An 18,674-nucleotide genomic window follows, 5' to 3' on the forward strand; every position below is an offset into this window, starting at 1 on the left:
CGAACGCCTGACCCATGCGGTCTGAAACGATCTGCTAGGCGTAGAAACGTCTGTTCGCTGGCTGAGGAATATGGCGACCCTCCGCCTTGGCGTGCGCGATCCAGTCGGCAATCGCGATGCCGGCGTTGTGCATGGCCTCGGCTTCGGTTTCACCGTCCGAAATGCAGCCCGGAAGATCGGGAACTGTCGCGAGAAAGCCGCCGCCTTCTTCCGCGACAACGGGCTCGATAACGATCCGATAGGCGCCGCTAGGCATCGTTCGCAGGTCCTCGCACCCTGAAAATGTAGGCTACGAGCAGCCTGATGTATACGGGCTTGATCGGCCGCCTGGCTGGAATGGTAAGGATTTCAAAGGCCGAAGGGTGGGATAGCGTGTAATGCGACCCACCGCCGGCCGGGGCTTTGCATGTGACGCCGAAATGTTGGCAAACCTTCTCCACATCCCCGATACGCCAATCCGCTTTTGGATTGCGCGCCATTCCATCAAATAGTTTTTGCCCGACCGACAACGATCCCCCTTGTTAATGAGGGATGAGAACACAACGAAAACGCCGATGCAATTCAGCAGTCGAGGATCGCGAATGCGAGCGCCAAACGATTGACGCCTCGTCCACCAATTCAGGGTTAACATCACCCGAAAGTCCCGCGTGAGACGCCCGCCCATGACCGCCCCCTTCATCGAGATCGCCGGCCGCCGGATCGGCGCCGACTATCCGCCCTACGTGATCTGTGAACTGTCGGGCAACCACAACGGCAGCCTGGAGCGCGCCTTGCAAATGGTCGATGCGGCCGCCGACACCGGCGCCGACGCCATCAAGCTGCAGACCTACACCGCCGACACCATCACGCTGGATGTCGACCGGCCCGAGTTCAGGATCCATGGCGGCCTGTGGGACGGGCGCAGCCTGCACGAACTCTACCAGGAGGCCCAGACCCCCTACGAATGGCACGGCGCCCTGTTCGAGCGGGCCGCCAGGCGGGGCGTGACGATCTTCTCCAGCCCGTTCGACGAGAGCGCCGTCGAACTGCTGGCCGGCCTGGACGCCCCCGCCTACAAGATCGCCTCTTTCGAAGCCGTCGACCTGCCGCTGATCCGCTACGCCGCCCGCCAGGGCAAGCCGCTGATCATCTCGACCGGCATGGCCAACCTGGCCGAGATGCAGGCCGCCCTGGACACCGCCCTGGACGCCGGGGCGGCGGGCGTGCTGCTGCTGCATTGCGTGTCCAGCTATCCGGCGAGCTTCGAGGACGCCAATGTCCGCACCGTGGTCGACATGGCCCAGCGGTTCGGCTGCCCGATCGGCCTGTCGGATCACACGCCAGGCGCGGCCGCGGCCATCGCCGCGGTGTCGCTGGGCGCCTGCGCTGTGGAGAAGCACTTCACCCTGGCCCGGGCCGACGGCGGCCCCGACGCCGCCTTCAGCCTGGAGCCGGCCGAGTTCCGCGCCCTGTGCGACGACACCCGGAACGCCTGGAAGGCCTTGGGCGGCGTCAACTACGACCTTCTGGGCAGCGAGCGCGGCAACCGCCAGTTCCGCCGCTCGCTCTACGTCACCGCCGATGTCGCGGCCGGCGAGACCCTGACCCGGGCCAATGTCCGCTCGGTGCGTCCTGGAAACGGCCTGCCGCCGGCCGACTACGACGCCGTGCTCGGCCGCCCCGCCGCCCGCGCCCTGAAGCGGGGGGAGCCGCTGGCCTGGGACATGGTGGGATAGGGCTTTCGCCTCAGGCCGGCCAGTCGGGCGGCGTTTCCGCGGCGGGCTTGTTCCGGGCGACGGCCTTTCTCGCGGCGGGCTTCTGGGGGGAGGCCCGGGCGACCTTCGCCGATGATGAGGCGGGCGCCTTGGTCGCGCGTCCGGTCGACTTCGGCGCGGCGACCGGCTCGGCGCGACCCGGCGTGCCCATCAGCTTGAGCAGGGTCTGCGCATCGCGGGACCGACCTGGGTCGGAAGCGATCGTCGGCGCGTGCCGGGTGAGATCGAGGCTGACACGCGTGCGCTGGGCGTCGGTCATGAGGTACGCGTAGCGGATAAGCGCCTGGATGCACCAATAGTGCTCGAAGGGGCTCGCGAAATCGCCGTTGTAGGCGAGGAGCCACGGCAGATTGACCGGCGTCTGATGCATCATCGCGATCATGATCCGCATCAAGCGTCGACCAGGCCGATCGCCGACAGCCAGATCGGCCAACACCTCGAGCGCTTGCTTCGGCGTCAGTCCCTCGGCCTTCATCATCGCCTCTTCGGCGAGATCCGTCATTTTCTGCGTTCGCGGCGCGCCGCTGGGTTCGGTTTTCCGGATGGTCTCATAAAGCCGCGCCAATTCATCGAACACGGAGACCTCGCGGCCCGGGACGCCGGACGGCCTGACCACCCGGGGCAGGACGGACAGCACCCGGTCAATTTTGAACGTCGCGAGGGAATATGGCTCGGATGACGAGCCCGACCGGCAACCGAACCTGAGCAGGTCGACGCTCCCAGGCTTGTCCAGCCAGTGATAGGGAGCGTCACGTTGTTCCCGGGAGAGGAAGGCGGCCGCCTGGAGCTTGCGAAGCAGATCCGGATCCTGCTCCAGAAGGAAACGGAGATCAGGGAAGCGCAGCAGCAGGGCGACAAACTTGCCGATCTGCTCGGGTGTGGCGTCAGGCCCGCGGTCGCCCTCTCGATCGAACAGGCCCAGGTCGCTGGCGATGTAGAGCGCCAGGCGGAAGGTGTTGATGAACTGCTTTATGCGCCTGGGATTATATTCGAACAGACTAGCGACCGCCCTGACGATGTCGCGTATGCGATCGGAGTCCCTGTCCACCTGGAGCCGGATATATTCCCGTTCCGCCGCCGCCTCGGGCGAAGGCGGTGTCGGCCCGAACGACAACGGCGGGTCAGCCACCGCCCCCTCCACGGGGCCCGCCGTTCCCCCTCTAAAGCTGTTGGAAAGTCTCGGCTTCCAAAAGGCCCAAAGCCGCTCCCCCCAGCCGGGCGGAGGGAGCGGGTCGTCCTTGAAGAAGCTTTCCAGTGCTTGCTTGTCGGTGGCGACGGGCAACGAGAAGCTGATCTGGATGAACTTCTCAAGATAGCCGTATCCGAAATAGAGCGGCGTATGATTGTCCTTTTCGTCATTGGGCTTCCAGTGGGCGGTATCGCGCAGGAAGGGCAGGATTTCCTTGTACTTCTGGGCGATCCCGGCGGCGACCTTCTCGCGGTCCATTCCGATGACGAAGACCAGGTTGCGGGTGTCGCCGATCATCAAGTTGATCGCCTGCATCAGGTCGGCGGCGCGCGGTACGTCGCAGCGGTCCAGGTCGTCGATGAAGATGAAGACTCGCCGATCGCCGGCATAGGCTGAGACGAGGCGGTTCAGGTCGAGATGGAATTCCTCGATGAACGCGGTGTGGCCCTTGTAGTCGGGCTTGGCGATATACTTCTCCAGCTCCAGGGGCAGCGGCATCTTGAGGAACGCGCGGAACTTGTAGAGCCCAGCCAGGCCGAGGGCCGCGATCGAGCCAAACGCGCCGGAGGAGGCGACGACGCGCACGGCCAATCCAAGGTCGTTGTCGGTCGGCTCCGATTTCGGCTTCTCCGGTTGGACCACGACCAACCAGTCCAGAAGCGCCTTCACCTTCCCAGGATAGGTCGTGACCAGATGCCAGGCTTCGAAGACGCCCATCAGCATCGCCGCCAGTGACAACAGGAAAAAGCCCAGCGCCCACCCGTTCAGCCGCTTGAAGAACAGCGCCACATCGCCGCGCCAGGCCTGGATCAGGCCCACTTCAGCGCGCAGCGACTTGACGAAGGCCAGGGCGAAGGCCGCCCAGAGCGCGTCCTGCTTGTCGTGCCGCCAAGCGTTGAAGCGCACGCTTAGCGCGGTGTGCTCGCGCGGCGCTCCCGCCGCGCTCATCCCGCCCGCCCATCGCGGCAGCCGCCAGGACAGCGGCGTCCGCTTGCGCACGCCGCCGATGGCGTGTTCCAGCTGCAGCAGGAAGGAGGACTTGCCGCTGCCCCATTCGCCTTCGATGGAGATGGTGAGCGGCGGCTTGGTGGCCTCGGCGGTCAGGAAGCGCGCTATGGCCTCGACATAGGGCGTGAAGCCCAGGCGGTCGATCGACGTCGCTCCATCGCTCAGGGCGCTGCCCGCGATCCCGTTGGTATCAACCTCGTCGCGCTGGACCCTCGGTCCTTCGTCCGTCATCCCAGTCCGCCCCCCGGCAAAGACGCAACGCGAAGAGCGTTGCAGCTCTCCTTATGCTTGAGGTAAGTCAACGCGCGTCATGGGGTTGAGGCAAGGGGCTATTTGGATCCGGACCGCTCTTGCCTAAGGCAACAGCCCCAGCCGCTTGCCCACGATCCGGTCCAGGACCCGCTTGGGCAGGAGGTCGGCCATCAGCATCTGCATCGGCTGCGGCGTGATCGTGTAGCGGACCCGGGGCTTGGCGGTGGTCAGGGCGGTATGGACCGCCTCGCCGATCCGTTCGGCGGGCAGGCCCGACTTGCCGATCGACAGCATGTAGGCGCGCAGGCGGTCGAGGGGCGGGCCGTAGACGGTGTCGGCATAGGCGCTGGTGTCGGTTTCATCGGCCTTGTCCCAGATCGGCGTGGCCACCGCTCCGGGGGCGATCACCACCACGTCGACGCCGAACGGCAGCAACTCGCGGCGCAGGGATTCCGACAGGCCTTCCAGCCCGAACTTGCTGGTGCAGTAGGGGGCCATGAAGGGATTGGCGTTGCGACCGCCGACCGAGCCGATGTTGACGATCCGGCCCGGCTTGTCTGGAGGCGGTCGGCCAGCGGCCGGCTTTCGCGCCCCGACCAGCGGCGCGAAGGCCTGGGTGGCGATCACCACGCCCGTCAGGTTGACCTCCAGCTGCCGACGCCAGTCGTCGATCGGCAGGTGCAGCAGCGGGCCGGCGACGGCGATGCCGGCGTTGTTGACCAGGCCGACCAGCGGACGCCCGCCCAGCGCCGTCTCGACCCGGCCGGCGGCCGCGCGCACGGCGGCCTCGTCGGTGACGTCGAACAGCAGCGGGGTGACGGCCGGCCCGAACGCCGCGGTCAGCCGCTCGGCGTCGGCGGCCTTGCGTACGCTGCCGAACACGTGGAAGCCGCGCTGCGTCAGCACCTGGACCACGGCCCAGCCGATGCCGGTGGAGGCGCCGGTGACGACGACGGATCCCTGGGCTTGGTCGTTCATGCTGCTGACTCCCCCTGCTCACGCGCAGGATGAGCGAGGTGAACGCTGTTATCCAGCCTGTTTCCGCGCGATCAGGTCCAGGAAATGCGCCGCCACGCGGGCCGCGCCGCGTCCGTCGCAGACGGCGGCCGAGGCGGCCGACAGGCGATCGCGCAGCGCCGGGTCGGCGAGCAGGCGGGAGAGCTCGGTGGCGAAGGCCGCCTCGAAGCCCGGTTCGGCGACCTCCAGGGCCAGGACGGCGTCGGCCCGGGCAAGGGCCTGGCTGGCCTCGCCCTGGTTGGCGGCCAGCACCAGCAGCAGGGTCGGCAGGGCCAGGACGCAGCGCTCCCAGCTGCTGGAGCCGCCGGCCCCGACGGCCAGGTCGGCCTCCAGGGTCAGGCGCGGCATGTTCTGGCTGTCGACGTGCAGGACCAGGCGGGGCTCGCGGGCGGCCAGGGCCCGCAGGCGCGGCAGGCTGGGCGCCCCGGAGCCCAGGACCACGTCCAGCACGGCCTTGCCGGCCCCGCCCGGCTTCAGGCGCGGCAGGATCAGGTCCACGACCCGGCCGGTGATCCCGCCCACGTCGGTCAGGCCCAGCGACACCAGGACGCGCCGCACCGGTGGGGCGTCGGCGCGGCGGGCCAAGGCTTCCCGACGAAGCGCGGCGAAGGCGGGGCGGACCGGGGCGTGGCTGGGACCCAGCAGCAGCTCGGCGTGCGGCGGGATCAGGCCGTCATAGTCGGCCGCGGCGCGGGCCGGGCCGGAGTCGAGGATCAGGTCGGCGGCCAGGGCCCGGTCGGCCAGGTCATCGATGACCAGGACGGGCCGGCCGTCGGCGATGGCGCGATGATCGGGCGCGGACAGGCCGTAATGGTCGACGACCACGGCGTCGAAATCCCGGGCCGCGCGCGCGGCGGCCGCGATCAGGCCGGCCGGGGTCTCGGCCTCGGCTTCGACCCGGGTCATGTCCGCCCCGAAGGCGTCTAGCACCGCCGTCGCGGCGGGCGGGGCGACGAAGGCGCAGGCCGCGCCCGCGTCTTCCAGCGCCCGGGCCAGGGTCAGGCCGCGCATCACGTGGCCGCCGCCCACGGCGGGACCGGCGTCGGCCACGAACAGGATGCGGGGAAAGGGGGTCATGCCGGTCCTGCTCCCTCGGATCCGCTCATCCCGGCGAAGGCCGGGACCCAAGCCGAGTTTGCAGGACGGTTCCAGCGGTCCCGCGCGCCCGAGCCTTGTCGGGCAAGCCGCATGGGTCCCGGCTTTCGCCGGGATGAGCGGAGAGGGGAATGGACGCGCCTTGCCCTCACAGCCGCCTCACGCCCCCGAAGGTCGCCAGGTCGGGCCGCTGCTCCAGCAGCCGCCGCACGTCGGCCGAGGTGAAGGCCCGGTTGGCGGGGTAGAGGGCGTCATAGACCGCGGCCGCGAAGGCGTAGTCGGCTGGACCCTCGACCGCCCAGCGCACCTCGCCCTGGTCGGGCTGGGCCAGCAGGGCCAGGGACGACCAGCGGACGGGCGGCGGCGGGGCCTTAGGCGCATCGCCGGCGTGCAGCCGCAGGGCCGCGCTGTCGGCCGCCAGGCGGCGCAGGCCGTCGGCGGTGATCACCTCCACCCCCTGGCCGGCCGGAAAGGCCGCCCCGGGCGAGCGATTGGTGGTGTGGTCGGCGTGTTCGGACAGGTGCAGGTCGATCGTCGCGTCGATCAGGTCGGGGTCGACCAGCGGGCTGTCGTCGCCGATCCGCATGACGTGGTCGGCCGGGTGAGCGTCCAGCGCCCCGGCCAGCCGGGCCAGCTCGTCCTGCGGCGGTCCGCGGTGGACGGCGATCGCCTCGCGCCGGACCACGGCCTCCAGGGCGTCGTCGGCCGGGTCGGTGGTGGTCGAGACCACGATGCGGTCCACCCGCCGGGCGCGCGCCATCCGCTCGATCTGGCGCACGACCAGCGGCGCCCGGGCCAGCGGCATCGACGGCCGGCCCGGCAGGCGTTCGGAACCCATGCGGGCCTGGAGGACGGCGAGGATCAAGGGGGTGATGGTGGGTCAGCGACGATGGAACTTGTCGACCAGCCAAGCCGTCAGCAAGGCCAGCGGCGCCGCCGACATCAGAAACAGAATGGCTTGGATGGACGGGTCCATTCAATCCTCCACACGGGTCAAAGCATAATGCAGCAGGGCCTGCAGGACAACAAACCCCGCCGTCGCCACGATCATCCGCGCGAGGTCAAAGCGACCCGAGCTCAGCGGTTGCACGACCGCCGAGATGAAGACCGCCACGGACATGGCGTTCAGCGTGGTGGCCAGAGACTTTCGTCGCTCGTTGCGATCGGCCCTGCCCAGGCCCGGCGGGAGAGGCGGTTGCTCCGTCGTGCTGAGAACATAACAAGAACGACTTATTCGTGCAATGATCGTGTTGGCTCGCCTTAGGCGGGTTCTCCCCTCCGCGCGTCCATCCGCGCCACCACCTCGGCCGCCGCCCGGCCGGTCTCGTCGACCGGCGCATAGGTCCAGCCGTGGAAGGCCCCGCCATAGGGCCGGGCCGCGCCCAGGCTCTCCAGTTCCTGGTGGAACAGGCGGAACTTCAGGCTCTGGCCGTCCATCTTCAGGACGAACACCGGCTTGCCCGTCGAGGCCGCCTCGACGGCCATGTTGGTGGAGTCCTCGGTGACCAGGATGTAGTCGGCCGCCGCCAGGAAGGCGAAATAGGGATTGGGGCCCTGGCCGTCCCAGATGATCCCCGGCAGATGGCGCAGGCGGGCCGTCAGCAAGGCCTGGGCCGGCTCGGGCGTGCGCCGCGAGAAGGTCATCAGCAGGCTGCCGCCCTCCTGCTCCAGCGGCAGCTGGATCTGGTGGGCCATCTCGGCGGCGCGCATGGCCGACAGGTCGAAGGCCCTGGACTTGCCGCCCAGCAGCACCGCCACGCGGGGTCGGGGCAGGGCGTCGATCTGCTTCTTGAACCGGGCGTACTCGCTGTCCAGCCGTTCGGCCGTGACCCGGTGCGGCGAGCCGGTGATCGGCAGGACGTTGTCGCCCGACAGGCGGTCGTGCCGGGGCGGGATCACCAGGTCGAACATGTGGGCCGGAACGCGCGGGTCCTGGATCTGGACCACATAGGTCTTGCCGCCCGACCAGCGCCGGGCGCGGATCGACAGGGGCAGGGTGGCGCGGCCGGCGGCGATCCACAGGTCGGGCCAGGGCGGCTGGATCTCGCTCTCGGGCGTCAGCCAGCGGCGCGGCAGCCAGTTGGCCCACCAGGGCAGGCGGCCGGTCCGGCCGCTCCAGCCCACGCGCTTGACGACGATGCGGGCCGGGACCTGCCGGGCCACGGCCTCGGCCAGGCCCACGGCCTGGGCCTCGATGCCGGCCCGGCCGTCCGAGATCGCCCAGATCGTGATCGGCTCCCGGGCGACGGCCTGCGGACCGGCGGCTTCGGCGGCGAGTTCCGGGGGCGGGGCGACCTCGCTCCGCGGCTCGACGGCCTGGGCGGCGCGCGCCTTGGCCGGAGCCTTGCGAGCCCGGGCGGGTTTGGGCCCCGTCGCCTCGGATGTCTTCTTTTCAACCACGTCGGTGATCCCGGCCATAGCAAGACGGCGCGCCGGCCAAGCTTCAGCGGCCGGCGCGTCGCCTGCAATGTCCCCGGAATGGGGCTTAAGCTAGACCCATTCGACCTTGAGGATCTCGTAGGCCTTGACGCCGCCGGGCGTGTTGACCTCGACCACCTCGCCGACTTCCTTGCCGATCATGGCGCGCGACAGCGGCGAGCTCAGCGAGATGCGGCCCGACTTCACGTCGGCCTCGTGCTCGCCGACGATCTGGTAGCGGGCCTCTTCCTCGGTGTCCTCGTCGACGACGCTGACGGTCGCGCCGAACTTCACCTGCTTGCCCGACAGTTTCGAGACGTCGATGACCTGGGCCCGGGCGATCTTGTCCTCGATCTCGGCGATGCGGCCTTCGATCCAGCCCTGGCGTTCCTTGGCCGCGTGATACTCGGCGTTCTCCGACAGGTCGCCATGCGACCGCGCCTCGGAGATCGCGGCGATCACCGCCGGCCGTTCGATGGTCTTCAAACGCTTCAGTTCTTCGTCGAGGGTCTGGTAACCCCCGGCGGTCATCGGCACTTTTTCCATTGCGGATTTTAGCTCGGTTCGCCCAAAGGGAGGAAGACGCCCGGACGTTGGCGCGGACGACCGGGGGCTGAGAGGATAGGCGCCGCGCGGGCGATAAGCAAGTACCCGCCCCTTAAAGCGAAGCTTGGCCTCGTCGGCGGCCAGGATCAAGCGCGCTGGCGGGGGCGTGGTTCCATCCTGAAACCTGGAACGGGGACATGCGCTCGTCGCGTGTCCCCATCGGACGCGAGGCGGTCAATCGGCTGGCGTGCTGGAGGCTCTGGGGACTGGCACAAGTGCATGTCCCCGCCCGTCACGCATAGTCGTACGGTCCGCCGCGCTCCAGGGCCCGGCGGTAGGCCGGGCGGGCATGGATGCTATCCAGGAACGCCTTCACATGCGGACGCGAGGCCGCCCCGGCCCGGGCGGCGCCGGCCTCCAGCGGGAAGCTCATCATGATGTCGGCGGCGGTGAACTCGGGCCCGGCGAACCATTCGCTCCTGGCCAGCTCGGCCTCCCAGTAGTCGATATGGCTCTTCAGCTGCGGATCGACGAAGCCGCTCTGGGCCTTGGCGGCGACGGCCTTGACCAGGCCCTTCAGCAGGCCGGGCGCACGGGCCGGTAGGGCGGTGAACACCAGCTTCAGCAGCAGCGGCGTCATGGCCGAGCCTTCGGCGTAGTGCAGCCAGTAGGTCCAGCGCAGGCGTTCGGGCGTTCCGGCGGCGGGGACCAGCCGGCCCTGGCCGTAGGTTTCGACCAGGTATTCGACGATCGCCCCGGTCTCGGCGATCGTCTTGTCGTCGTCGGTGATCACCGGAGACTTGCCCAGCGGATGGACGGCCAGCAGCTCCGGCGGAGCCAGCATGGTCTGGGCGTCGCGCTCATAGCGCTTGACCTCGTAGGGAACGCCCAGCTCCTCCAGCAGCCACAGCACCCGCTGGCTGCGCGAATTGTTCAGGTGGTGGACGACGATCATGGCGCGCTCCCCGAGGCTGGTGGCAAGGGTGGCATGGCGGCGTGCACGTCAGTCAAGGGGGGGCTCGCGGGAACCATCGACAACAGCATCGCCGGCAGCCGCAGGACGTCTTGCGCGTGATCCCCGTGCGCGCCGCCCCCTCTAACCGGCGCGGCGGGTGCACCACACCGTCGTCCCCACCACGACCGCCACCACCTGGACGAACACGATCAGGGCCAGCCAGGCGCCGAATGGCTGCTTGCGGGTCTTGTGGCGGAACACCGGCCTGGCCAGCAGGGCGCCGGGGCTGCCGCCCAGGGCGGCCAGAAGCAAGAGCAGGCGCTCGGGAACCCGCGTCCGACCGTCGATGGCGGCCAGCTTGTCCCAGCCGAAGACCAGGAAGGTCGCCAGATTCAGGACGCCCAGGAGCAGGGCGGCCAAGCCGATCATGCGGGGGCGTTGACCAGGTGGAGCGGCGGTGCGTCCAGCGGCCGCAGGTCCGGCTCGACCCAGCCCCGGCGCGCCGCGACGCTGAACAGCCGCTCGCGCGACCAGAAGGTCAACGGCCAGGCCTTGTCGCCCATCGGCGTGGCCAGCAGACGCGCGGCGGCCTCGCTGTCGGAGATCCCGGCCGGCAGGGTCGCGACGAAGGCGCGGATCGCGGCCAGATAGGCCTGGGTGATGGTCTCGTGATAGCCGCCCGTGTCGTCGTTCACCCCGCCGACCGCGACATTGTAGGTCTGGATGATCCGCGGCATGTCGCGCTCCAGGCCGTCGTTCCGTGTACGGACCAGATACAGGGTGGCCGTAAGGTGGGCGGCGTGGGTCCACTCCGCCTTGGGCAGGCTGTGGTCGAGGAGGCGCCGGACCAGGGCGGCGATTTCGGCGTCGGCGTAGGGGGCGTGGGACACGGCGGTTCTGCAAGGACGAAGGTGGCTCGGCGCTAGCACGGGCCGCGCTGAACGCCTAGCGCCGCTTCACCGAAGTGGCCTATGGTTGAGAGGACAGTAGGGGGCGTGACCGAACCTATGAACATCGAGGACTTCATCACGCGCTGGACGGCGCGCGAGGGCGGCGCCGAGCGCGCCAACTACCAGATGTTCCTGTCGGAGCTATGCGACGTGCTGGGCGTACCCCGCCCCGATCCGGCGGGCGCCGAGCGCGATCTCAACGACTACGTCTTCGAGCGGGCGGTCAGTTCGACCGCCCTGGATCGGGCCAGCGCCAAGCGTATCGACCTCTACAAGAAGGCCGCCTTCGTCCTGGAGGCCAAACAGACCCACGCCAAGGGAGGAACCAAGGCCGCGCCGGATCAGCTGCCCTTGCTCCCCGCCGAACCCGAACACCTTGGCCGCCGCTCGACCGCCAAGGGCTGGGACGTGCTGATGCGCAAGGCCTTCAACCAGGCCAACGACTATGTCCACCTGTTGCCCACAGACCATGCCGCCCCGCCGTTCCTGATCGTCGCCGATGTCGGTCACTGTTTCGAGATCTATGCCGACTTCTCCGGCACCGGCCGGGGCTACGCCTATTATCCCGACCGCAAGGGCTTCCGGATCTATCTCGACGAACTGCGCGATCCCAAGATCCGCGCCCGGCTGGCGACGATCTGGACCGACCCGCACAGCCTGGATCCCACCCGCGAGTCCGCAAGGGTCACCCGCGAGATCGCCGAGCGCCTGGCCGCGGTGTCCAAAGGCCTGGAGGCCCGCAACCATCCGCCTGAGGAGGTGGCGCTGTTCCTGATGCGCAGCATCTTCACGATGTTCGCCGAGGACGTGGAACTGCTGCCCAAGGGGGCGTTCACCAACCTGCTGGAAGAGTGCCTGGACAGTCCCGCCGCCTTCGCCCCGCTGCTCAAGGAGCTGTGGGAGAAGATGAACGAGCCCGACCACGACCGGCGATTCTATTCGGCCTTCAAGACCCATCTGCGCTATTTCAACGGCGGGCTGTTCGAGAAGGCCCGGGCCTTTCCGCTGGGCAAGGAGGAGATCGGCGAATTGCTGGCCGCCGCCCGCCGCGACTGGCGCCAGGTCGAGCCGGCCATCTTCGGCACCCTGGTCGAACAGGCTCTCGACCCGGCCGAGCGCCGCCGCCTGGGCGCCCACTACACGCCGCGCGCCTATGTCGAGCGGCTGGTCAATGTGACGGTGATGGAGCCGCTGCGGGCCGACTGGCGGGCGGCGCGGACCAAGGCCGAGGCCCTGGCTGACGCCGGCGACGAGAAGGGGGCCCGCGACGCCGTGCGCGCCTTCCATCATCAGTTGTGCGCCACGCGGGTGCTCGACCCGGCCTGCGGCACCGCCAACTTCCTCTATGTGTCGCTGGAGCTGATGAAGACTCTGGAGGCCGAGGTCCTGGAGACCCTGGTCCAGCTGGGCGAGCCGGAGAGCATCGGCCTGGAGACGGTCGACCCGCATCAGTTCCTCGGCATCGAGCTCAATCCTCGCGCCGCGGCGATCGCCGAGCTGGTGCTGTGGCTGGGCTATCTGCAGCAGCACTACAGGGCGCGCTCCAGCCACCCCGCCGAGCCGATCTTGCGGGCGTTCCACAACATCGAGAACCGCGATGCGGTGCTGATCTGGGACGGCTATCCCCTGACCACGGTGGTCGAGCAGAACGGCGCGCGGGTCGAGACCTACCCGAACGCCAGGCGGCCGGAATGGCCGGAGGCGGAGTTCATCGTGGGGAACCCGCCGTTCATCGGCGGCAAGGACCTGCGCTCGCGCCTGGCGCCCGGCTATGCCGAGGCCTTGTGGAAGGCGCACAAGGCCATGAACGATAGCGCCGACTTCGTCATGTACTGGTGGGACCGCAGCGCCGAGATCCTGGCTCGCAAGAAGACCATCCTGCGCCGCTTCGGCTTCGTCACCACCAACTCGATCACCCAGGTTTTCCAGCGCAAAGTCATGGAGCGCCACCTGAACGGCAAGCCGCCGATCAGCCTGATCTTCGCCATCGGCGACCACCCTTGGACCAAGGCCGGCCGCGAAAGCGCCGCCGTGCGCATCGCCATGACCGCCGCCGCCCGGGGCAAGCTGGACGGCGTGGTCTGGGAGGTGGCGAGCGAGACTGGGCTGGACACCGACGAGCCAGCGCTGACCTTTACCGAGAAGCGCGGCAAGGTGAACTCGGACCTGACGGTCGGGGTGGATGTCACGCGGGCTCGGTCGCTGATGGCCAATGACGGCATTTGCTCACCAGGATTTAAGCTGCACGGCTCTGGTTTCATCGTCACGCCGGCTCAGGCCGAACACTTGGGCTTGGGCAAACGGCCCAGGTTGGAGCACCATATTCGGCTGTATCGCAACGGTCGCGACCTGACCGCACGACCGCGCGATGTCATGGTGATTGACCTATTCGGCCTGACCGCAGACGCAACGCGCCGTGACTATCCAGAAGTCTATCAGCATCTTCTTGAGGCAGTGAAACCCGAGCGAGATCAGAACAATCGCGCCGTGTACCGGGACAACTGGTGGATCTTTGGAGAACCGCGTCGTGACATGCGCCCCGCGCTTACCGGACTCGGCCACTATCTCGCGACCGTTGAAACAGCGAAGCACCGCGTTTTTCAGTTACTCGACGCCGCCGTCGCCCCTGATAACAAGCTGATCGTGATCGCTGACGACGACGCCGCGACGCTGGCGATTCTATCCTCCCGCATCCATACCCACTGGGCGATCTCGGCCGGGGGCTGGCTCGGTTTCGGCAATGACCCCGTCTATGTGAAGTCGTCGGTTTTCGATCCCTTTCCCTTCCCCGATCCCTCCGACACCATCAGAGCTCGCCTCCGCGCCCTCGGCGAGGAACTCGACGCCACCCGCAAGACCGTGCTCGCCGAGCACGCCGACCTGACCCTGACCGGCCTCTATAACCTGCTGGAAAAGGTCCGGGCCGGGACCGAACTGACGCCGATCGAGGCCGACCAGAAGAGCCGCGGTCGGGTGCTGATCCTCAAGGAATTGCACGACCAGATCGACACCGCCACGGCCGACGCCTATGGCTGGCCGCGCGACCTGACCGGCGAGCAGATTCTGGAGCGGCTGGTGGCCCTGAACGCCGAGCGGGCCCGCGAGGAGGCGGCCGGCCAGGTGCGCTGGCTGCGACCCGACTACCAGATCCCCCGCTTCGCCAAGGGCGCGGCGGCCAAGAGCGGCGAGCTGGACCTGGGCGAGGCGCCGGCCGCGGCGGGCGAGGACCTGCCCGACTTCCCCAAGAACGCCGCCGACCGACCGCCGGCCGTGCTGGCCGTGCTCGACCAGGCCGAGGCCCCGCTCGACGTCGCCGCCATCGCCCGGTCATTCAAGAAGGGTGGCAAGCGCATCGAGCAGGCGGTCGCCAAGGTCCTGCCCGGCCTGGTCCGCTACGGCCACGTCACCGCCCTGCCCGACGGCCGCTACGCCGGGCGCAAGGCGATTTAAGGATTGTCGATGACCCCGACGCCTCCGGTCCCCGCCTGTGACCCCGTCTGTCGTCAGACCGTCGTGCTGTCGTACACCACCACGCGGGCCCAGAGGTGGCCGCAGTCCCTGACGAACTTCTGGTGGATGGGGTGGACCTGATAGGCGGCCTGGTCCTCGACGCTGTCGAAGATCATCACCTCGGAGACGTGGTAGCTGTTGTCGACGACCTCGCGCTTTTCGGTCGAGGCCGGCGTGCCGACGTAGAGCTGACGGACGACCTCGACGTCCTTCAAGGTCCGCACGCCGGCGATCAGGCGGTCCAGGTCTTCCTGGGAGTCCGGGTTCTTCAGCCAGAAGAGGGCGTGGTGGATCACGGGCAGGGTCGTCTCCCTCGGCGCGGGCTGGACTGGCGCAGGCTGGCCCGAGGCGGCCTGGGCCGAGCTGGCGGCGGTCCCGGTGGTCAGGGCGGCGGACAGGAAGACGCGGCGATCGAGGGGCATGGTCCAGGGCTATCGCGCGGCCGGCGCGAAGGCAACGGGCTTCCTCGGATTTGGCCGCCCAGCGGCTGGGGACACGCCCTTGCGGCGTGTCCCCAAATCAGGCTCGGCGGCTCGTCCCCTCCGCGTTCGCAGTGGGGGACACGCCGCAAGGGCGTGTCCCCAGTCCGGTTACGCGTAGCTCTGCAGCGGCCGCACCTCGAGCGCCTCGGCTGGGGCCGAGGAGATCGCCTGGGCCGCCGCCAGGGCGCCGGCGCTGGTGGTGTAGTAGGGCACCTTCATCATCAGGGCCGTGCGGCGGATCTCGAAGCTGTCCTCCAGGGCCTGCTTGCCCTCGGTGGTGTTGAACACCAGCTGCACGCCGCCGTTCTTCATCACGTCGACGATGTGCGGGCGGCCTTCCAGCACCTTCTTGACCAGCTCGACCTCGACGCCCTGCTCGGCCAGGTAGCCGCGGGTGCCGACGGTGGACAGCACCTTGAAGCCGGCCGCCTGCAGCAGCTTGACCGGCTCGACAATCCACGGGCGGTCGCTTTCCTTGACCGAGACGAAGGCCGTGCCCGAGGTCGGCAGGCTGACGCCGCCGCCCAGCTGGCTCTTGGCGAAGGCGCGGGCGAAGGCGGGCGCGAGATTCTGCTCGCCTTCGCGGATCCAGTCCAGGCCCATGACCTCGCCGGTCGAGCGCATTTCCGGGCCCAGCACCGTGTCGACGCCGGCGAAGCGGGCGAACGGGAACACCGCTTCCTTGACCGCGATGTGGTCGTAGGGGGCGTCCTTGAGGCCGAAGCTCTTCAGGCTCTCGCCGGCCATGATCTTGGCGGCGATGGCGGCGACCGGCTGGCCGATGGTCTTGGCCACGAAGGGCACGGTGCGCGAGGCGCGGGGGTTCACTTCCAGCACGTAGATGCGCGGGTTTTCCGAGTGCGGCTCCTCGATGGCGAACTGCACGTTCATCAGGCCACGGACGTTCAGGGCCAGAGCCATCTGCACCGTCTGGCGCTTCAGCTCTTCCACCGTCTCGGCCTTCAGCGAGAAGGGCGGCATCGAGCAGGCGCTGTCGCCCGAGTGGACGCCGGCTTCCTCGATGTGCTCCAGCACGCCGGCCACGAACACGTCCTGGCCGTCGCACAGGGCGTCGACGTCCACCTCGGTGGCGCGGCTCAGATAGTGGTCCAGCAGGATCGGGTGCTCGAACGAGATCTCGCCGGCGTTGGCGATGTAGCGTTCCAGGTGCTCGTGGTCGCGGATGATCTCCATGCCGCGGCCGCCCAGCACGTAGGACGGACGCATCACGAACGGGAAGCCGATCTTGTCGCCTTCGGCCCGGGCCTCGTCCCAGGTGCGGGCGATGGCGTTCTCGGGCTGGGCGATGTCCAGGCCGTTCAGCAGCTGCTGGAAGCGCTCGCGGTCCTCGGCCAGGTCGATGGCGTCGGGGCTGGTGCCCAGGATCGGCACGCCGGCCTCTTCCAGGGCGTGGGCCAGCTTCAGCGGGGTCTGGCCGCCGAACTGGACGATGACGCCGGCCAGCTGGCCCTTGCTCATCTCGACATGCAGCAGCTCCAGCACGTCCTCGGCGGTCAGCGGCTCGAAGTACAGGCGGTCGGAAGTGTCGTAGTCGGTCGAGACGGTCTCGGGGTTGCAGTTGACCATGATCGACTCCACCCCGATCTGGTCCAGGGCGAAGGCGGCGTGGCAGCAGCAGTAGTCGAACTCGATGCCCTGGCCGATCCGGTTGGGACCGCCGCCCAGGATCACCGCCTTCTTGCGGGCCGACGGCAGGCTTTCGCACTCGGGGACCTGGCCCAGGGCCCCGGTCTCGTAGGTGGAGTACATGTAGGGCGTGGTGGCCGCGAACTCGCCGGCGCAGCTGTCGATGCGCTTGAACACTGGCCGCACGTCCAGGGCCTGGCGGGCCTTGCGGACGGCGGTCTCGGTGGAGCCGACCAGCTTGGCCAGGCGGGCGTCGGAGAAGCCCTGGGCCTTCAGGGCGCGGAAGCCTTGCGCGTCGGTCGGCAGGCCGCCGGCCCGGACCCAGCCCTCCTGGCGGACCAGTTCGGCGATCTGGCGCAGGAACCACGGCTCGTAGGAACAGGCGGCGTTGACCTCGTCCACGGTCAGGCCGTGGCGGAAGGCCTGGGCGATGACGCGCAGGCGGTCCGGCGTCGGCGTGCCCAGGGCCCGGATCACGGCCGCGCGGCCGGTGTCGGGATCGTCGGCGCCGGCGATCTCGACCTCGTCAAAGCCCGACAGACCGGTCTCCAGGCCGCGCAGGGCCTTCTGGACGCTTTCCTTGAAGGTGCGGCCGATGGCCATCACCTCGCCGACCGACTTCATGGCGGTGGTCAGCAGCGGCTCGCTGCCCGGATACTTCTCGAACGCGAAGCGCGGGATCTTGGTGACCACGTAGTCGATCGACGGCTCGAACGAGGCCGGGGTCGCGCCGCCGGTGATGTCGTTCTTCAGCTCGTCGAGGGTGTAGCCGACGGCCAGGCGGGCGGCGACCTTGGCGATCGGGAAGCCGGTGGCCTTGGACGCCAGGGCCGACGAGCGCGACACCCGCGGGTTCATCTCGATCACGACCATGCGGCCGTCGGCCGGGTTGACCGCGAACTGGACGTTGGAGCCGCCGGTCTCGACGCCGATCTCGCGCAGCACGGCGATGCTCGCCGCGCGCATCCACTGGTATTCCTTGTCGGTCAGGGTCAGGGCCGGGGCGACGGTGATCGAGTCGCCGGTGTGGACGCCCATCGGGTCGATGTTCTCGATCGAGCAGACGATGATGCAGTTGTCCGCCGTGTCGCGGACCACTTCCATCTCGTATTCCTTCCAGCCCAGGACGCTTTCCTCGATCAGGACTTCGGTCGTGGGGGAGAGGTCGAGACCGCGCGCGACGATCTCCTCGAACTCCTCGACATTGTAGGCGATGCCGCCGCCGGTGCCGGCCAGGGTGAAGGACGGGCGGATGATCGCCGGCAGGCCGACGAACTCCAGCCCCTCGCGGGCCTCTTCCATGGTGTGGGCGGCCTTGGAGCGGGGGCTTTCCAGGCCCAGCTTGTCCATGGCGTCGCGGAACTTCTGGCGGTCCTCGGCCTTGTCGATCACCTCGGCCTTGGCGCCGATCATCTCAACGCCGAACTTGGCCAGCACGCCGGCGCTTTCCAGGGCCAGGGCGGTGTTCAGCGCGGTCTGGCCGCCCATGGTCGGCAGCAGGGCGTCGGGGCGCTCCTTCTCGATGATCTTGGCGACCATGTCGGGCGTGATCGGCTCGATATAGGTCGCGTCGGCCACGTCCGGATCGGTCATGATCGTGGCCGGGTTCGAGTTGACCAGGATGATCCGGTAGCCCTCGGCGCGCAGCGCCTTGCAGGCCTGGACGCCCGAATAGTCGAACTCGCACGCCTGGCCGATGACGATCGGGCCGGCGCCGATGATCAGGATCGAGGAGATGTCAGTTCTTTTGGGCATGGAAAACTCGCGCGCAGAGACACGGTCGCGCACATCCGCGCGCCCGCTGCCGACCATCTTGCAGGTTAAGCCGCCCGTTTAGAGAGGGAGTCGGGT

15 protein-coding genes are annotated in these 18,674 nt (G+C 68.7%); 2 read left to right on the plus strand and 13 right to left on the minus strand.

The window, feature by feature from the left end:
• Positions 1–34: 34 nt before the first annotated feature.
• Complete coding sequence (locus EV278_RS18170) at positions 35–256, minus strand: type II toxin-antitoxin system HicB family antitoxin (RefSeq protein ID WP_132094652.1); 222 nt, start codon at positions 254–256, stop codon at positions 35–37.
• A gap of 406 nt (positions 257–662) precedes the next feature.
• Between EV278_RS18170 and pseI the strand changes: the two genes are divergently transcribed.
• Complete coding sequence (pseI, locus tag EV278_RS18180; RefSeq protein ID WP_132094656.1) at positions 663–1,715, plus strand: pseudaminic acid synthase; 1,053 nt, start codon at positions 663–665, stop codon at positions 1,713–1,715.
• 10 nt (positions 1,716–1,725) lie between these two features.
• Here pseI and EV278_RS18185 read toward each other — a convergent pair whose 3' ends face one another.
• The 10 genes from EV278_RS18185 to EV278_RS18225 form a co-directional block, all read right to left on the minus strand.
• A complete protein-coding gene (locus EV278_RS18185; RefSeq protein WP_132094658.1) occupies positions 1,726–4,182 on the minus strand; it encodes a P-loop NTPase fold protein in 2,457 nt (818 codons plus the stop codon).
• Positions 4,183–4,305: 123 nt separating this feature from the next.
• Entirely contained in the window at positions 4,306–5,181 is an 876-nt protein-coding gene (locus EV278_RS18190; protein WP_132094660.1) for an SDR family NAD(P)-dependent oxidoreductase, read from the minus strand.
• Positions 5,182–5,229: 48 nt separating this feature from the next.
• Entirely contained in the window at positions 5,230–6,297 is a 1,068-nt protein-coding gene (gene pseG / locus EV278_RS18195) for a UDP-2,4-diacetamido-2,4,6-trideoxy-beta-L-altropyranose hydrolase (RefSeq protein ID WP_132094662.1), read from the minus strand.
• Positions 6,298–6,463: 166 nt separating this feature from the next.
• The gene (locus tag EV278_RS18200) at positions 6,464–7,180 is read right to left on the minus strand and encodes an NTP transferase domain-containing protein (protein WP_132094664.1); all 717 of its coding nucleotides are present in this window, start codon (positions 7,178–7,180) and stop codon (positions 6,464–6,466) included.
• 111 nt (positions 7,181–7,291) lie between these two features.
• A complete protein-coding gene (locus EV278_RS24095; protein ID WP_165916693.1) occupies positions 7,292–7,435 on the minus strand; it encodes a hypothetical protein in 144 nt (47 codons plus the stop codon).
• A gap of 140 nt (positions 7,436–7,575) precedes the next feature.
• Positions 7,576–8,733, minus strand: coding sequence for an ELM1/GtrOC1 family putative glycosyltransferase (locus EV278_RS18205; RefSeq protein ID WP_243692256.1), 1,158 nt, complete (start codon positions 8,731–8,733; stop codon positions 7,576–7,578).
• A gap of 72 nt (positions 8,734–8,805) precedes the next feature.
• Positions 8,806–9,279 carry a transcription elongation factor GreA gene (gene greA, locus EV278_RS18210; RefSeq protein WP_018061146.1) on the minus strand — a complete coding sequence of 158 codons (474 nt, stop codon included), beginning with the start codon at positions 9,277–9,279 and terminating at the stop codon, positions 8,806–8,808.
• A gap of 292 nt (positions 9,280–9,571) precedes the next feature.
• Positions 9,572–10,234 carry a glutathione S-transferase gene (locus EV278_RS18215; protein WP_132094666.1) on the minus strand — a complete coding sequence of 221 codons (663 nt, stop codon included), beginning with the start codon at positions 10,232–10,234 and terminating at the stop codon, positions 9,572–9,574.
• A gap of 141 nt (positions 10,235–10,375) precedes the next feature.
• Positions 10,376–10,663: a DUF1294 domain-containing protein gene (locus tag EV278_RS18220; RefSeq protein WP_132094668.1), complete on the minus strand. Its 288-nt coding sequence runs from the start codon at positions 10,661–10,663 to the stop codon at positions 10,376–10,378.
• The gene (locus EV278_RS18225; protein ID WP_132094670.1) at positions 10,660–11,124 is read right to left on the minus strand and encodes a hypothetical protein; all 465 of its coding nucleotides are present in this window, start codon (positions 11,122–11,124) and stop codon (positions 10,660–10,662) included. The genes EV278_RS18220 and EV278_RS18225 overlap by 4 nt, the downstream gene beginning before the upstream one ends.
• Before the next feature lie 105 nt (positions 11,125–11,229).
• Between EV278_RS18225 and EV278_RS18230 the strand changes: the two genes are divergently transcribed.
• Entirely contained in the window at positions 11,230–14,634 is a 3,405-nt protein-coding gene (locus EV278_RS18230) for a DNA methyltransferase (protein ID WP_243692257.1), read from the plus strand.
• 53 nt (positions 14,635–14,687) lie between these two features.
• Here the strand turns inward: EV278_RS18230 and EV278_RS18235 are convergent, their stop codons facing one another.
• Positions 14,688–15,116 (minus strand): Dabb family protein, encoded by a 429-nt coding sequence (locus EV278_RS18235; protein ID WP_132094672.1) that lies wholly within the window; start codon positions 15,114–15,116, stop codon positions 14,688–14,690.
• Between the two features lie 168 nt (positions 15,117–15,284).
• The gene (gene carB, locus EV278_RS18240; RefSeq protein WP_132094674.1) at positions 15,285–18,578 is read right to left on the minus strand and encodes a carbamoyl-phosphate synthase large subunit; all 3,294 of its coding nucleotides are present in this window, start codon (positions 18,576–18,578) and stop codon (positions 15,285–15,287) included.
• Positions 18,579–18,674 lie beyond the last annotated feature (96 nt).

It is taken from the genome of Caulobacter sp. BK020 (genome assembly GCF_004342605.1).
GTDB lineage: Bacteria > Pseudomonadota > Alphaproteobacteria > Caulobacterales > Caulobacteraceae > Caulobacter.

Bases quoted from the DNA above. Each gene is read 5' to 3' on its own strand.
- EV278_RS18235 (WP_132094672.1), bottom strand. From the start codon at position 15,116: ATGCCCCTCGATCGCCGCGTCTTCCTGTCCGCCGCCCTGACCACCGGG.
- EV278_RS18190 (WP_132094660.1), bottom strand. From the start codon at position 5,181: ATGAACGACCAAGCCCAGGGATCCGTCGTCGTCACCGGCGCCTCCACC.
- carB (WP_132094674.1), bottom strand. From the start codon at position 18,578: ATGCCCAAAAGAACTGACATCTCCTCGATCCTGATCATCGGCGCCGGC.
- EV278_RS24095 (WP_165916693.1), bottom strand. From the start codon at position 7,435: ATGTCCGTGGCGGTCTTCATCTCGGCGGTCGTGCAACCGCTGAGCTCG.
- pseI (WP_132094656.1), top strand. From the start codon at position 663: ATGACCGCCCCCTTCATCGAGATCGCCGGCCGCCGGATCGGCGCCGAC.
- EV278_RS18220 (WP_132094668.1), bottom strand. From the start codon at position 10,663: ATGATCGGCTTGGCCGCCCTGCTCCTGGGCGTCCTGAATCTGGCGACC.
- greA (WP_018061146.1), bottom strand. From the start codon at position 9,279: ATGGAAAAAGTGCCGATGACCGCCGGGGGTTACCAGACCCTCGACGAA.
- EV278_RS18215 (WP_132094666.1), bottom strand. From the start codon at position 10,234: ATGATCGTCGTCCACCACCTGAACAATTCGCGCAGCCAGCGGGTGCTG.
- EV278_RS18170 (WP_132094652.1), bottom strand. From the start codon at position 256: ATGCCTAGCGGCGCCTATCGGATCGTTATCGAGCCCGTTGTCGCGGAA.
- EV278_RS18185 (WP_132094658.1), bottom strand. From the start codon at position 4,182: ATGACGGACGAAGGACCGAGGGTCCAGCGCGACGAGGTTGATACCAAC.
- EV278_RS18205 (WP_243692256.1), bottom strand. From the start codon at position 8,733: ATGGCCGGGATCACCGACGTGGTTGAAAAGAAGACATCCGAGGCGACG.
- pseG (WP_132094662.1), bottom strand. From the start codon at position 6,297: ATGACCCCCTTTCCCCGCATCCTGTTCGTGGCCGACGCCGGTCCCGCC.